Below are 15,507 nucleotides of genomic sequence, written 5' to 3' on the forward strand. Positions count from 1 at the left end.
CAAAAATATTTTATATGAATATATGCTCATATTATGATTGTAATGAAAACTTGGTTCTGAGTCAAAAGCATATTTTTCACCATTTTTAATCAAACGTTTGATTAATAACTGTTTAAACACCGAATTTATTTTTTATTTATTTTCTGAAAAATATTCTGTTGACAAATCGGAGCATAATGCATAGGATATAATCAAAAGTTGGTCACGGGAAACTTTAATGTTTTAATCAAAAATATTTTGTGGATGTGAAATAATATGAGCTCGTCTAAATTATTGCCTTTAAGCGAAGCTGAAACCGGGCAAAGTTTTACTATTAAAAAGCTGCATTTAGAAGGGACGATGAGGCGGCGCTTACTGGACCTTGGGTTTGTTCCCGAAAGCACAGTAAAGGTCTTGCAGAAGAGTCCGCTCGGCGATCCGGTTGCCTTTCATGTTAGCAATACGACAATCGCATTGAGACGTGAGGAGAGTTCAAAAATCATTGGGGAGTTGATCGAGGATGGATCCTTCAGTTAAGTTCACCATTGCCCTTGCAGGAAATCCGAATACAGGAAAAAGCACTTTATTCAACCGGATGACCGGACTGAAGCAGCATACCGGGAACTGGCCGGGCAAAACCGTCATTCATGCGGAAGGCTATTTTAAGCATAAGGACCGCGAATATCGCATGATTGATTTACCAGGCACTTATTCTTTATTTTCCAACTCAGCCGATGAAGAAGTTGCACGCAATTATATTGTGTTTGAAAAACCGGATATTACCCTGGTCGTATTGGACGCCACTTCCTTGGAGAGAAACCTGAACCTTGCCCTCCAAGTGCTTGAAATGACGGACCGGGTAATTATTTGCTTGAACCTGATGGATGAAGCAAGGAAAAAAGGCATCGAAATCAATGCCGAAAAGCTTGGAGAAAAGCTTGGGGTCCCAGTCATCAAAATTTCAGCCCGAAATAATGAAGGAATAACGGAACTGCTGGAGACGATCGAAAAGATGGTGCTCGGTCAGATCAAGGTGAACCCTTATTCCATTCGCTATTCACCTGAAATCGAAGAAAAGGTGAAGGCTTTGGAGCCCTCCATTGAAGAATTGTTTGGAAACGAGTATCCGACGCGCTGGATCGCCTTGCGGTTATTGGATGGAGACAAGGAGTTAATGAACGAATTAAAAATGAGGCTGAAAACGATTAGCCCAAGGGGGAGGAATCAAGGTGCAGCATTCAGCATCTAATGTATTCGACCGTCTCGTTCAACAGGCAGATGGCATGTCCAGCGACCATACGCGTGATGAAATGGTCGGACAGATTTTCAAAAACACACGTGAAATTTGCAGCGGCATCGTCTCGGTCAAAAACCAGGATAAATTAAGGCATAATGAGAAATTGGATAAAATTTTCACTTCACCGATTTTCGGCTTTCCGATCATGCTTGCCATGCTTTCCGTCGTTATTTATTTGACGATCGCCGGCGCAAATGTCCCGTCCTCGATGCTTGCTGAATTCTTTGGATGGCTCGAAGGATATTTAACGAAAGCATTTGAATTTTTCCATTCCCCGGAGTGGCTTCACGGAATCCTGGTCCTCGGTCTGTATCGGGGCACCGCTTGGGTTGTCAGTGTCATGCTCCCTCCGATGGCAATATTCTTCCCGATATTCGCCCTGCTGGAGAATTACGGATATCTGCCTAGGGTGGCGTTCAATATGGACCGTTTGTTCAAAAAATCCGGCGCCCATGGAAAACAATCGCTTACGATGGCCATGGGATTTGGATGCAATGCCGCAGCAATCATGTCGACACGCATCATCGAATCTCCAAGGGAAAGGATGCTCGCCATCCTGACAAACAACTTTGTACCATGTAACGGGAGATGGCCGACATTGATCCTGCTTGCCTCCCTGTTCATGGCGGCAGGATATACAGGAGGAATGGGAACGCTTGTCACTGCCGGCGTTGTGGTCGGAATGGTCATTGTGGGAATCATCGTCACCCTATCCGTATCTTGGGTCCTTTCAAAAACAGCACTCAAAGGGGTTCCTACACACTATACACTGGAGCTTCCTCCCTACCGCCGGCCAAAAATCATCAATACAATCGTACGTTCAAGCATCGATAAATCATGGAACGTGTTGATGAGGGCGGTCAAAGTGGCGGCGCCTGCAGGTATCGCCACCTGGGTACTGGCGAATATTTATATAGGGGACACAAGCATCCTGGTTTATCTTGTCGACTTCCTTGATCCTTTTGCGAAAGCATTGGGATTGGATGGATACATTTTGATGGCATTCATTATCGGACTTCCAGCGAATGAAATAGTCCTGCCAATTTTATTGATGGGCTATCTTTCGACCGGCGCCCTGACAGAAGTGGATGACCTCCATGCATTGAAGCAGATTTTCCTTGACCATGGCTGGACTTGGCTGACTGCATTAAACATGATGCTGTTTTCATTGCTGCATTTCCCGTGTGGGACTACACTCGTCAATATTTACAAAGAAACGAAAAGCAAAAAATGGACCTTCATGGCCTTTGCCATTCCAACCGGGATCGCACTTGCTGTCACGTTCATTGTCGCCCAGGTTGTCCGTGCATTGGGATGGGTTTAAATACAATGGAACGACCGGGCGAATAAGCCCGGTCTTTTTTGTATGGGAATTGGTGCTGTACAGCGTGGTCCCGCGAAGATTGTCATTTTATGTAGAATAATCGATAAATTGGGGTTTTCGAAGATATATTGTCCATTTTCGGAGATAAATTCGGATTTTCGAAGATATATTTAATATTTCGCTGATATCCAATTCCACAAGCAATGAACCACTACTAAAATCATTGATTCAATAGGAATCGCTGGCAAATAACAGCCGAAAAACATGAAAAAAACCCGGGAACCACCGAGTTTTTCACCATTTCAAAAATAGCGCCATCAGATCCTCGTCCCAATACCGGTCCCCGTGCTTCATCGCATTTTTTTCTGTTCCGAACTTTTCAAACCCTAGCGACTTGTACAAATGAATGGCTGCAAGATTATCTGAAACGACTGTCAAATGAAGCTGCTCCAGTCCCTTAAATCCCTTCACCTTTTCAAGCAGTTCCAGGAATAGCTGTCTGGCGATTCCCTTTCCCCGATATTCCGGGGAGGTATACACTGCGAAGATAGAGGCTTTGTGATGAAGCTTTGGTGCCATCTCCCTGACAAAGGTGACCACACTGACCAGCTTGCCATCGGAAAATGCGCCCATCGTAAACACATCATCCGTTGTCGTCAGTCTACCCGCCGTTTTTTTCAAGGCATCCTTCTCATTTACTTTATCCTCATATGTAGTGGCAAATGCTTCTGGATTTCCTTTTAACCCCTCTAAGCGTATCCGCAAATATTCCTCTGCGTCATCTGGTGTCAATACACGATATTCCATGGTCCATTCTCCTTTATATATTAAGTCAGGGTTCTTTTTCAAAAATTGTCCATTAAAGTGGGGTTCATATCTTTAGGCTATTTTCGTATAGTTTGTCGGTATTTGAAAAAACAGCCTCACTTAAATCATGTAAGATCCCACAACCAATGCTGCAAACCATATGTTCACACCAACAAAATAAAACGCTTTTCCTTCATAACCCCATTCTTTGTTTTCAGTCATGTAAAAAGCAAAGAACGAAATAATGTCGATGATGAAGGGCAGGGTGATATGGCTGTATGGAAACGTCAAATATGAAGGTGCGACATAAGCAAAGTGACTGTTAAGGATTTTTTGCATAACGATAAATTGAAGAATAAGGGTCGCCGCAATACTCATATAGCCGAGCCATTTCGCATTATTAATTTTAAATACATATGAAATGAAAATCATCACCACCGCTGGAGCAAACAAGATGAGAGAGAGCAAGAAGAAAACCATACAGCTCGAAAGTGAAATCATAGTACTCTCCAATGCCCTTTTCCAGTCTGTTTGTGTCAGTTTCTCACTTTGCTTGATGATGGCATCCTTCGTCGCTGCTCCCCAAACATGATATATTTTTCCATCGAAGCTGAGCCAGATCGCCTCGTCGCCATTAAAGAGCAGCGGCAAAGTGGCTTGCTGATAGGATGTGCTGATCCGCTTCGCTATCCACTTTCCACCTTCTTTTGATGCAGAATACATATTGATATTTTCATTCGACTTTTTTAGCAATCCGTCGGCAGAAAAAAATAATTGGAGGCTATTGCCGACCTGATTCAGCTGAACATGCTGAATGGCATCGAATACCTTTCCATTTTGATCATACACTTCCAATGGTTTTGCTGATAAGTTTCCCTCCGATTTTTCAGGCGAAAACATGGCATAGTATGAAGAAGTAGAACGGCTCCCCCCTTCTTTCATTACGGTAGAGAAAATGACATGAACCTTACCTTTCATTTGGGTAAAATACAGATCTGTTACTTCTTTTACTGGAGGGCTTATATAAGTCAATACTTTCTTATGGTAACCAGTCTTAGTTTTGGAAAAATAAAAAACAGTATTTTCCTGCCCTCCGGAATTCGATAATGCCATGATGGAAGACAGTGCGGGATCAATGGATATCGATTTGATATTCTCTGCCTCTTTTCCTGCTAGAAGCGCTGATTGTTTCCCGGTGGAAGGATCCAATGCGATCATTTGATCCCCTTCAACCGCAACAATCGTGTCCGGACCTGTATATATCCTTTGAATGTCCTTCCCCAATTTTTCAGCTTTATCTCCATTCATTTTCCAGAGCTGCTTATCAGCAACATAATAGATTGTTTGATTATCGTCTGAGACCCAAAAAGAATAGTACGGATTTATCGGGATATCGAATGATTGTTTGTCGGTTACGGAAAAATCCTTCTTGTCTATTACTATTTGATCAATTTTATGTTCATTGGCTGTGTTGACCACGATTGAGTTTGGCGTCTCACGAGTATAGACGCTCTTATGCTCAGCAGATACAGGAATGGAAATGCTCCTGCTCCAAGCATCCGGCCTAAGCAGAAGTTCTTGCCGAACATTGAACATCATTGAAACGAATAAAAAAATAAGCGCAGTCAGTAGAAAAAATAAACGGATTTTATATCTTTTTAAAAATTCATAGAACATCTTTCTTCCCCCTCAATCTAAACTATTCTCCTCAAAGGGAATTTTTCCCTCTTTATCACTCTCAAAAAAGCAAGTTTTCCCATGAGAGATTAACCCTCCTTGAAAAAGGGTAAATTCAACTAAACAATGAAATTCTTCGAGGTGAATAAGGATGGATCAAAAGAAAGAAAATTCCATTAAGCTATTATCTCCATTGTCAGGGGAAATCGTGAAATTAAGCGAAGTGAATAAAACGAAATTTTCCAGCGGCATGATGGGAAAAGGCGCAGCCGTTAAACCTGTTCAAGGAAAAGCAGTCGCTCCATGCGATGGTGAAGTCGTCCAGGTTTTCCCGACGAAGCATGCATTGACGATTCATACCGAGAATGACATCGAGCTCATGGTGCAAATCGGCCTTGATTCCGAAAAGCTTGAAGGCGATGGGTTCGAGGTACATGTTGAGGAAAAGGATAAAGTGAAAGCCGGCGACCCGCTGATTACGTTCGACTTAGACAGCTTTAAAAAGAAAAATCTATCATCCACCTCTCCAATTGTCGTTGTAAACGCCAACAGAATCGGTAACTTTGCCATCACAAATGAAGCCGAAGCCACTGCAGGCGAAACAATATTAATGGAACTAAGTGTAAAAGAACAGGATGAATAAAAAAACTTCAACAAAAAAAAGGCTATGCCCATTAGGTGCCTGTCACCTGAGGGGCATAGCCTTTTTTGTTTAGCTGTTTGCTGCGTGTGTTTGGGTTTCGACGAATGGGACTTGCTTGAAGAGGTCATCCACGGGATAAACGAGTCCGAATTCGTCTTTGTAGATAATGTGCTTCCTTTCAAATTTAACAGGAGAATCAATGCCTGCTGCAGCAGCCAGGTTAAATACTCCTTCTCGCAAAGAAATTAAATAATTGCATGTACGGAAGGATTTTTCCTCCACTATGAGTGCACGCTGCAATTTCGGATCTGTCGTCGCGACGCCGACGGGGCAATTGTTCGTATGGCAGACCTGTGCTTGAATGCAGCCGACCGAAAACATGAGTCCCCTTGCAATGTTGACCAAATCTGCACCCATGGAAAGTGCCATGGCAATTTTATCAGGTGTCAATAATTTACCGGATGCAAATATCTTCACTCGATCCCTGACCTTATATTTCTTCAGCATATCATCGACCAACGGCAATGCCGCACGGATCGGCAGGCCTGTTGCATCGGCCAATTCCTGGTAGGATGCACCTGTTCCGCCTTCCCCCCCATCGACCGTGATGAAATCAGGGCCTTTGCCCAATCTCGCCATGTCGGCTGCGAAGGTTTCCAGATCATCGATGTTTCCGACGACAATTTTGATTCCGACCGGCTTGCCTCCTACATCACGGAGCTTTTCAAGGAAATCGAACATCTCTTCATTATTGTTGAATTGATAGAAACGATTCGGACTATCCACTGATTTCCACGGCTCCACATTGCGGATCTCAGCAATCTCAGGTGTGACCTTTGATCCGTCGACGTGCCCGCCGCGCGTTTTGGCGCCTTGGGCGAACTTCAATTCAAACGCTTTTACCTCCTCGATTTCACTTTTTCTTTTGAACTCTTCCCAAGAGAATTCGCCGTCTTTCGTGCGGACACCGAACAATCCAGGACCAATTTGGTAGATGATATCGACGCCGCCCTTTAAATGATGCTGTGACAATCCTCCTTCACCGGTGTTCATCCACGTACCACCAGCCAATCCAAGGCCAGTGGAGAGAGTCGTGATGGCTTTTTCTCCCAAAGCCCCGTAGCTCATCGCTGATTGGCCGATGAATCCTTTGACTTTGAAAGGGTTCCGGCATGTATCCCCGCCGATCAAGATGGCGTCATCATCATGAAGATAGTATGGATCCGCTTCCGTATACTCCCTATGCTCCTGTCTCCTGAATAAATTATCCTTATCGATTTTATAAATTTTTGTTTTTACCTTCTTGCTGTTGTCAATTTTCAAATCTTCCCGATGAACAGGATACATGGCATTTCTGACATAGTACCCGGGTCCGTCAAAATCCCTTTCAGAACCAAAGCCCAAAAGCCTGCTTTTATATTTTGCGGAGATGACGGTGCTTTGATATTCCCTCCTTGAAAAAGGCCTGGCTTCATTGTCATTGTGAAAAAGGTATTGACGCAACTCCGGACCTATTTTTTCAAGAATATATCTCATTTTCCCCAAGACAGGATAATTTCTCAGCACTGAATGCTCTTCCTGCTTCTCATCCTTATACCAAATCCAGCCAATCAAAATAAGAGGTACAACAATTAATAGTATGACGATTGCAATTAATATATAGGAAGCTACTGTCATTTTTTCACCGTTCCTTTCAATTTATTGTAGCAGCCAAAGAAATAGAATCGTAAGCGCTGCGACCATTCCACCACTGGACAGGGCGATGATCCGATACCATTTCTGTGTTTTAAATATATGCATAAAAATAATAAACTGAATGCCTGCTTGAATGAATGCCATCAAAAGAAGCACGGTCATCAGCCTGCCTGGCGTGATGATCATTTTCATTTCGCTGGTCAAGTAAAAAGCAAAGGCTGAAAATAGGATCATGATTGCAAACGATAAATAATATCGCCATTTTGACAGATTAGTAGAATCCATTTTCACCCTACCTTTCCGAATAGGTACACAACCGTGAAGATGAATACCCATACGACGTCGACGAAATGCCAATAGAGACTGAAGACGTGAACCTTTGATCCAGTATAAGCATTCAGTCCTTTTTTTATTAGGTGTGACAGCAGGACAACCATCCATATACACCCTGCAAGCACATGGCTACCATGGGTGCCCACTAATAAGTAAAAAGAGGATAGAAAAGGACTAGATGTTATTCTATACCCCTTTTTTACGTAATTTAAAAACTCTTTTATTTCCAATCCTAGAAATATCATCCCAAGCAGCAGGGTAATGGATAAAAGAAGGATGACTTTATCTTTTTGGCCGGTTTTTAGATGATGAAATGCCAACGCACACGTAAAACTGCTGGACAGCAGCACGAAAGTCGATTTTGCGACTTCCTTGATTTCAAAGAGCGCTTCGGAAGGAGGTCCATCCCCAATATGGCTTTTCAAGGTTAAATAAACCCCGAAAAGCCCGCCGAACATGACTACCTCCGCTGCAATCAAAAACCACATTCCCAGTAATTTATCCTTGGCCTTCTCTTCACTCATACCAAACGAATGCTGCCCTGTTCCTTCAGCCATTTACTCCTCCTCCTTTACAGCATTTAACTCCATTTCTTCAGGATGGATAATGCGGCCACCGCAATCTGTGAAAGATCGGATGATAGCCAGCGCCACAATCGATATTCCTCCCCCGATTTGTACAACCCTCCAATCAAAAATGAACCCGAACGCAGTCAAAAAGAATAAGCCACTTAAAATCATCGGCTGCGCGGTGGAAGACGGAATATGGACAGCCTTCCTGCCTTCTGCCGGCTTAAAAGCGCCATCCCCTTCCATTTTTTCTTTCCAGAACGCATCGACTCCCCTGACGAATGGTCTTCTGGCAAAATTGTATTCCGGTGGAGGTGACGGGATGGACCATTCGAGCGTCCTGCCATTCCAAGGATCTCCTGTCTCATCCTTTTCTCCATGGCGATAGCTCCAATAAATATTGTAAAGAAGCAGCAAGACGCTGAATCCCATCAGGAAAGCGCCGATCGTACTGATCATGTTCAAGGGGCCGAGTCCTTCGCCGTCAAGATATGTATAGACGCGTCTCGGCATCCCCATCAAACCCATGATGTGCATAGGGAAAAAGGTGAGATGAAAGCCGACCGTAAACAGCCAGAACTGCCATTTTCCCCTTTTTTCATCCAAAAGGAATCCAAACATCTTGGGCCACCAATAATAAATGCCGGAAAAAATCCCAAGTATCGTACCGCCGACAAGTACGTAATGAAAATGTCCGACGACGAAATAGCTGTCATGATATTGATAGTCAGCTGGAGCAGCTGCAAGCATAACTCCGGTGACGCCGCCCATCACAAACGTCGGGATGAAGGCAAGAGCGTACAGCATGGCCGTGGTAAAACGAATGACTCCTCCCCTTAAAGTGAAAAGCCAATTAAACACCTTGATTCCCGTCGGCACTGCAATGGACATCGTCGAAATAGCAAAAATTGCGTTCGAAGATGGTCCAAGTCCGACTGTAAACATATGATGCACCCAAACCATGAACCCCAAGAATCCGATCAATACAATCGCAAATACCATGGACGTGTAGCCAAACAACTGTTTTTTGGAAAAAACAGTGATGACATCAGAAAAAATGCCAAAGGCCGGCAATATCAAAATATATACTTCTGGATGGCCGAAAATCCAGAAGAGATGCTGCCAAATCAGTGAATTCCCTATGTCTCCAACCAAAAATGCCGTTCCGAACATGCGGTCGAATGTTAATAATAAAAGGGCGACCGTCAGCGCTGGAAAAGCAAAAAGAATGAGCATTGCCGTCACCAGCGTCGACCATGTAAAAAGTGGCATTCGGCTGAGCTTCATGCCTGGGGTCCGCTTATTCAAGATTGTGACAAGGAAATTGATCGCCGTCAGCAGTGTCCCGATCCCGGCAATTTGAAGGCCAAGGGCATAGTAATCATTACCCGGTCCCGGTGAAAATGTACTGAGGGCAAGCGGGGCATAGGCCGTCCAGCCGGCAGAAGGCGATCCACCCAATACAAAGCTGATATTGACCAAGGATCCCCCGGCAAAAAAAAGCCAAAAGCTCAGGGCATTCATATAAGGAAAAGCAAGGTCCCTTGCCCCGATCTGCAAGGGTACGGCAATATTCATCAGGCCGATCAATAGCGGCATGGCTACGAAGAAAATCATCGTCGTTCCATGCGTCGTCATCATCTGGTTGTACTTCTCTCCTTGAAACACCCAAAAATGATTTTCAGGCAAAGCGAGCTGCAACCGCATGATTAAGGCATCCAGACCGCCCCTGAGAAAAAATGCTCCGCCAGCCGTCAAATAAAGGATTCCGATTTTGCTATGGTGGGTGGTCGTCACCCACCCCCAAAGCCACTTCCACTTTTTATATTTGGTCAGTAAAAAGACGGCCGAAAGAATGAATAACAGCACGGATAAATCCGCTGCCAAAATATCCGATGGAAACCGGATGCTTTTGCCGAAAAAGCTGTATTTAATGTCCATTTACTTTTGCCTCCCATTTTCCAAATCCTGCTTTCTCGTTAAGCTTTGCAAGTATGCTATTAAATGGTTTTTGTCTTTTTTAGAGAGCATGTTAAAGGGCGGCATTTTGGATCCAGGCTTATATTTCTCCGAATCATCCAACCACTTTTTTAGATTTTCCTTTGTATTCGGTAATACACTTGCAATCCGATCGTGGTCCGCAAATCCCGTCAGATTCGGTGCGGAATCGCCCATTTTTTTAAAGCTGTCATCGTTGACTGCATGGCAGGAAAGACACGTCTTTGCGAATACCTCTCTTCCAGCCTTTTCTTTTTCGGTGGATGGCACTTCTTCTTGTTTCATTTGGCCCATCCACTTATCAAAATCGGCTTGGGAATCTGCTTTCACTTGAAAAAGCATGTACGCATGTCCAGCTCCGCAGAGCTCAGCGCATTTCCCTTCATAGGTTCCAGTATTGTCAGCTTTGATCCAAAGGCGATTCGTCTTCCCTGGAACGGCATCCATCTTCCCGCCAAGCTGTGGAATCCATAGGGAATGAATGGTGTCCTTGGAAGTAATGACGAAGACTACATCCCGATTAGCTGGAATGTGAACGACATCCGAAGTTTTGACACCTTCTTCCGGGTATTCGAACTCCCACCAAAATTGATGCGCCGTCACCTTAATCATCAGTGTATCCTTCCATTGCTTTGGAGCCGTAGCTTTCGAAAGCTTATATGTATCCTGGACAGTGGGAACAGCGATGATAATCAAAATTATGATGGGAATGACTGTCCATGTAATCTCCAGCTTTTTGTTTCCGGCTGACCCCCGTGGAACGACATTTTTTCTCTCAGGCGTCCATCGGTACTTCACAAGGAAATAAATATATATGAAGATGACGATTGCTAATACGGCAAGCATAAGGTAAAGCGTCAGCTGAAACAGATGAAACTGATCCCTTGCTGCCGGGCCTTTTGGGTTTAACACTTCGATTTGACTGCATCCGCCCATACTCAGCAATAGGGCAGACCCTAAAAACAACCATAACCAGCGCAATGGCTTCAACCATGTTCCCTCCTTCTAAAATGAAAGGTCGTATATGCTGTTCAATACCACTCCATTTTTCCACTTAAACCATTAAGTGGATTGAATGCACAAAAAGACGATGCCCCTCATTCATAGGGACATCGTCTCTTTGATCGTCTTTATCAATAGTATGCTTTGTTGGTATTACAGCTCTTGAGATAGACCATTATTCTCCTGTTTCAGCGAATCGTTTGATCCTTGACCCAATTTCATCACGGACACGCTGGAAAAAGGCCCATTTTTCTTCTTCTGTTCCTTCTGCCTTTGCTGGATCATCGAATCCCCAGTGAACGCGCTTCACATGTGGAGGCGTCACAGGGCAATGATCTGCTGCATGCCCGCAAAGAGTCACGACTAGGTCAGCATTATTTAGGATATCCTGGTCGATGATGTCGGATGTTTGTTCAGAAATATCAATGCCTGCCTCTTTCATCGCTTTGACTGCATTCGGATTCAGTCCATGCGCCTCAAGACCTGCGCTTCGGACCTCCCATTCTTCATTCAAATACTTTTTTGCCCAGCCTTCCGCCATTTGGCTTCGACACGAATTGCCTGTACATAAGAAATAGATTGTTTTTTTATCCATGTTTGATTCCTCCTATTTTATGATAGTACGCTCAGCCAAATGAATAGGCCGAACAAAGTGATGAATAATGTCGGAATCGTCAATAAAATCCCGACCTTGAAATAATAGCCCCAAGAAATCTTGACGCCTTTCCCTTGCAGAACATGAAGCCAAAGCAAGGTTGCCAGCGATCCGATCGGTGTGATTTTCGGGCCAAGGTCACTTCCGATGACATTGGCATAAATCAATGCCTCATGGACCACACCCGATGCATGTGCATCCGAAATAGCCAATGCGTCAATCATGACAGTCGGCATATTGTTCATGATCGATGACAAAATCGCGGCTAAGAAGCCTATCGAAACCGTCGCGGCAAACAAACCATGGGCCGCTGCTGCCTTGATGATATCGGCCAAAACCCCGGTCAAACCAACGTTGCGCAATCCATAGACGACGACGTACATGCCGATCGAGAAAAATACAATGGCCCATGGAGCTCCTTTTACGACCTGTCTTACATGAACGGCCGAGCTTTTTCTGGCAAACAATAAAAATACAATCGCAATCAGGATGGCAATGAATGATACCTTCACATCGGCCCATTCGCTGATGAAGTATCCTGCCAGCAAGAAGCCGAGCACCACCCATGATATGGAGAACAATCGCTTGTCCTTGATTGCATCCTGGGGCGCCTTTAATTCCTCGACATTATATTCCCTTGGTATCGATTTTCTAAAGAATAAATATAAGACAAGCATGCTTGCCCCTATACTGAACAAATCCGGCACAATCATTCTGGAAGCATATCGAGCAAAGCTGATATGAAAGAAGTCGGCAGATACAATGTTCACTAGATTGCTGACAACAAGAGGCAGTGAAGTGGTATCGGCAATAAAGCCGCTCGCGATGATGAACGGCAATATCATCTTTTCCTCCATCTTCAATGCACGAACCATCGCCAAGACAATCGGTGTCAGGATTAATGCAGCCCCGTCGTTCGCAAATAAGGCAGCAACAACTGCGCCCAATAGAGTGACAAAGAAGAACATCTTTACCCCATTGCCGTTCGCAAAACGGGCCATGTGGAGAGCCGCCCACTCAAAGAAGCCAATTTCATCCAAAATTAATGAAATAATGATAAGTGCAATGAATGTCAACGTGGCGTTCCAGACAATGCTCGTCACTTCCGATACATCATGAAAACTGACTACTCCTGCAATGAGTGCAAGTATCGCACCACCGCATGCAGACCATCCGATCCCCAAATTTTTGGGCTGCCATATGACGAGGATCAAGGTCGCAATAAAAATAACAATGGCCAAAATGATTGAAGTCAATTAAAATTCATCCTCTCATCCCTTAGCAGCAAGAGATTCTTTTTCCTTTTTGGTCTAGATCTTCTATTAAAAAATGCAGGTCTGGTAAATCCTTTAGAATGGTTTGCAGGTACGCATATTGGTCAGCATGCTCATTCAATGAATAAAAAATCCACTGACCCTTCCGCTTTTCCTTCACAACCCCTGCATCCTTCAGCTTCTTCATATGCTGGCTGATGGCCGGCTGACTCATTTGAAAAATTTCAACAAACTCGCATACACAGCATTCTGAATATGAAAGCAAACGAACAATTGTCAACCGCGTTTTGTCTCCCAGCAGCTTCAACAACTGGGCATTCTTTTCCATTTCCTGAATTTGAGTATTTATGATAGGTCATCCCTCCTGCTCCAAACCCATTATATAAGCATACACTTATATAATCAATCACTAATATATAATTTATCAATTTATTTTGATTTAGAAGTTGCATATTTCATTTTTTGGGAATATAATACAATATATCAAATAATTTTGATGAAAGGAAACTCGCTATGGACCAACAAATCCCCTTGCTCGATATCACTAAGCAGACTGCATTTGAACGCTACGAACAAAAATTTAAAGCATTGGCCGACCAGAAAAGGCTTCACATTTTAAACTTACTGTGCAGCCAAAAAGAGACATGCGTTTGCGACTTGAGTGAAATGATCGATATGCCGCAATCAAAGCTCTCCTATCATTTGAAAATACTGTTGGATGCCAACCTGATTTCGAAAGAAACGAAAGGCACGTGGAGCTATTATCAAATCAATACAGAAGAAATTAATCATCTTTTATCGCCAGAGCTATGCTGTCTGTTCCGGCCTTCCAGCTGCTAGAAGGCCGAAGCATGATTCTTTTTTTAAGTATTAAATCAAAAAAAATTGATTAATCAAAGGAGGTGATTAGAAATGGGATTATGGATAAATTGGTTTAGCAAAGAAGCAGAAAAAGATTGCTGCGACATTAAAATAATTGAAGTTCCAGAGGAAGAAGAAGCTTGTTGTGAAGAGTGCTGCCAATCATTTTGAACTATAAATCAAAAAAAATTGATTAATTAAAATCAGAGAGGAAGAACGAATATGTATATGGATTACCATTTAATTGCGAAAATGAAGATACAGGAAACAGAAGAAAGAGCCAAACATTCATGGAAGTATTACGAGGAGCAAATCAACCATCGTCCAGCTGCTGAAAAAGCCCTCTGCGAAACAGAAGCTTCAATCATTCAACCTGCTTGCTGCCAAGTATGAGGAAAATGCCATGATTGAATTTTTGAGAAATTTTTTAAACATTGCAGCCGAACTAACCATCCTTTTCGTAGGCATTTCCTTCATTATTTCACTTCTTCAGGCCTACATCCCTTATCGAAAAATCGAAAAACGGCTATCGAATGGAAACAAGGTTTTGAATGGATTGGCGGCAATCGTATTTGCCTTTATCACACCATTTTGTTCATGCTCGACCATACCCGTTGTCGTCAATATGCTAAAAAATAAGGTCCCTTTTTCCATTGTCATGATCTTTCTATTTGCTTCCCCGGTTTTGGATCCAACCATCCTGACGATCATGACCGTGATGATGGGCTGGAAGGTCACCATCTTCTATACGATTACGACCAGTGTTTTATCTATGGTGATTGGATTCGTTTTGGACCTTCTTGGGTTTGAACGATACATCAAACAAGTCATCATGACTGGATACCAAGAACGGCAAAGTGCATTCTCTTGGAAAATAGCTTTCCAAGAAACATGGGGACTCATGAAAAGCGTCTATCCATATTTAATCATCGGGGCCGGAATCGGTGCTGTCATTCACGGCTTAGTCCCGGCTGAATTCATCGGGAAATGGTTTGGCGACGATGCCTGGTGGCTCATACCGGCTGCTGCCATTGTCGGAATTCCGCTATATATCCGATTATCCAGCATGATTCCCATCTCCCAAATATTAGTTTTGAAAGGAATGGCGCTAGGTCCGGTCATGGCAATGATGATCAGCTCTGCCGGCGCAAGTTTGCCTGAACTCGTGCTTCTCAAATCCATTTTTAAAAAGCAGCTGATCGCAGTGTTTGTATTATCGGTTGTCTGCATGTCTACGATTTCAGGATTTCTATTTTACCTGGTTTAGATAATAATTGAGATTGCGGTGATTAGAGGCTACTTCTAGTGATTTAATCAGCCTTTTTTCGGGAACGAGCACTCCCGGCTCGTTCCCTTTTTGGCCTCTTCACCCCTGTTTCGGGCATGAGGAACA

17 protein-coding genes are annotated in these 15,507 nt (G+C 43.5%); 7 read left to right on the forward strand and 10 right to left on the reverse strand.

The genetic code is table 11. The annotated features are described in order from the left end of the window. The first annotated feature begins 255 nt into the window (after positions 1–255). The 3 genes from D9X91_RS06350 to D9X91_RS06360 are packed head-to-tail and all read left to right on the forward strand — an operon-like array spanning position 256 to position 2,600. On the forward strand, positions 256–516 hold the full coding sequence (locus D9X91_RS06350) for a FeoA family protein (RefSeq protein WP_121679742.1): 261 nt from the start codon (positions 256–258) through the stop codon (positions 514–516). Next, positions 500–1,228: a FeoB small GTPase domain-containing protein gene (locus tag D9X91_RS06355; protein WP_121679743.1), complete on the forward strand. Its 729-nt coding sequence runs from the start codon at positions 500–502 to the stop codon at positions 1,226–1,228. Before D9X91_RS06350 ends, D9X91_RS06355 begins: the two co-directional genes overlap by 17 nt. Before the next feature lie 34 nt (positions 1,229–1,262). Beyond that, complete coding sequence (locus D9X91_RS06360) at positions 1,263–2,600, forward strand: nucleoside recognition domain-containing protein (RefSeq protein WP_121679907.1); 1,338 nt, start codon at positions 1,263–1,265, stop codon at positions 2,598–2,600. A gap of 294 nt (positions 2,601–2,894) precedes the next feature. On the opposite strand, the gene D9X91_RS06365 is transcribed toward D9X91_RS06360, so the two are convergent. Beyond that, positions 2,895–3,407 (reverse strand): GNAT family N-acetyltransferase, encoded by a 513-nt coding sequence (locus D9X91_RS06365; RefSeq protein WP_121679744.1) that lies wholly within the window; start codon positions 3,405–3,407, stop codon positions 2,895–2,897. A gap of 120 nt (positions 3,408–3,527) precedes the next feature. Then, complete coding sequence (locus tag D9X91_RS06370) at positions 3,528–5,084, reverse strand: hypothetical protein (protein ID WP_121679745.1); 1,557 nt, start codon at positions 5,082–5,084, stop codon at positions 3,528–3,530. A gap of 151 nt (positions 5,085–5,235) precedes the next feature. Here D9X91_RS06370 and D9X91_RS06375 point away from each other — a divergent pair, with 151 nt between their 5' ends. Continuing rightward, positions 5,236–5,727: a PTS sugar transporter subunit IIA gene (locus tag D9X91_RS06375; protein WP_121679746.1), complete on the forward strand. Its 492-nt coding sequence runs from the start codon at positions 5,236–5,238 to the stop codon at positions 5,725–5,727. A gap of 69 nt (positions 5,728–5,796) precedes the next feature. Here the strand turns inward: D9X91_RS06375 and D9X91_RS06380 are convergent, their stop codons facing one another. From D9X91_RS06380 to D9X91_RS06415, 8 genes are all read right to left on the reverse strand, one after another. Beyond that, the gene (locus D9X91_RS06380; protein ID WP_121679747.1) at positions 5,797–7,404 is read right to left on the reverse strand and encodes an FMN-binding glutamate synthase family protein; all 1,608 of its coding nucleotides are present in this window, start codon (positions 7,402–7,404) and stop codon (positions 5,797–5,799) included. 21 nt (positions 7,405–7,425) lie between these two features. After that, positions 7,426–7,707 carry a cytochrome C oxidase subunit IV family protein gene (locus D9X91_RS06385; protein WP_121679748.1) on the reverse strand — a complete coding sequence of 94 codons (282 nt, stop codon included), beginning with the start codon at positions 7,705–7,707 and terminating at the stop codon, positions 7,426–7,428. 2 nt (positions 7,708–7,709) lie between these two features. Then, a complete protein-coding gene (locus D9X91_RS06390) occupies positions 7,710–8,312 on the reverse strand; it encodes a cytochrome c oxidase subunit 3 (protein ID WP_121679749.1) in 603 nt (200 codons plus the stop codon). After that, positions 8,313–10,265 (reverse strand): cytochrome c oxidase subunit I, encoded by a 1,953-nt coding sequence (locus tag D9X91_RS06395; protein WP_121679750.1) that lies wholly within the window; start codon positions 10,263–10,265, stop codon positions 8,313–8,315. Continuing rightward, a complete protein-coding gene (gene coxB / locus D9X91_RS06400) occupies positions 10,266–11,312 on the reverse strand; it encodes a cytochrome c oxidase subunit II (protein ID WP_121679751.1) in 1,047 nt (348 codons plus the stop codon). A gap of 187 nt (positions 11,313–11,499) precedes the next feature. Beyond that, complete coding sequence (gene arsC / locus D9X91_RS06405; RefSeq protein ID WP_121679752.1) at positions 11,500–11,919, reverse strand: arsenate reductase (thioredoxin); 420 nt, start codon at positions 11,917–11,919, stop codon at positions 11,500–11,502. A 17-nt stretch (positions 11,920–11,936) separates the two neighbouring features. Further along, positions 11,937–13,235, reverse strand: a complete 1,299-nt coding sequence (locus tag D9X91_RS06410; RefSeq protein WP_121679753.1) for an arsenic transporter — start codon at positions 13,233–13,235, stop codon at positions 11,937–11,939. 22 nt (positions 13,236–13,257) lie between these two features. Next, positions 13,258–13,581 (reverse strand): ArsR/SmtB family transcription factor, encoded by a 324-nt coding sequence (locus tag D9X91_RS06415; protein WP_121679754.1) that lies wholly within the window; start codon positions 13,579–13,581, stop codon positions 13,258–13,260. 185 nt (positions 13,582–13,766) lie between these two features. Here D9X91_RS06415 and D9X91_RS06420 point away from each other — a divergent pair, with 185 nt between their 5' ends. The 3 genes from D9X91_RS06420 to D9X91_RS06425 all read left to right on the forward strand — a co-directional run bounded on the left by D9X91_RS06420 (position 13,767) and on the right by D9X91_RS06425 (position 15,381). Further along, positions 13,767–14,093 (forward strand): ArsR/SmtB family transcription factor, encoded by a 327-nt coding sequence (locus D9X91_RS06420; protein ID WP_121679755.1) that lies wholly within the window; start codon positions 13,767–13,769, stop codon positions 14,091–14,093. 243 nt (positions 14,094–14,336) lie between these two features. Continuing rightward, positions 14,337–14,507: a hypothetical protein gene (locus tag D9X91_RS22455; protein ID WP_158598250.1), complete on the forward strand. Its 171-nt coding sequence runs from the start codon at positions 14,337–14,339 to the stop codon at positions 14,505–14,507. Positions 14,508–14,517: 10 nt separating this feature from the next. Further along, positions 14,518–15,381: a permease gene (locus tag D9X91_RS06425; protein ID WP_121679756.1), complete on the forward strand. Its 864-nt coding sequence runs from the start codon at positions 14,518–14,520 to the stop codon at positions 15,379–15,381. The last annotated feature ends 126 nt before the right edge of the window (positions 15,382–15,507 follow it).

It is taken from the genome of Falsibacillus albus, assembly GCF_003668575.1.
Taxonomy (GTDB): Bacteria; Bacillota; Bacilli; order Bacillales; family DSM-25281; genus Falsibacillus; species Falsibacillus albus.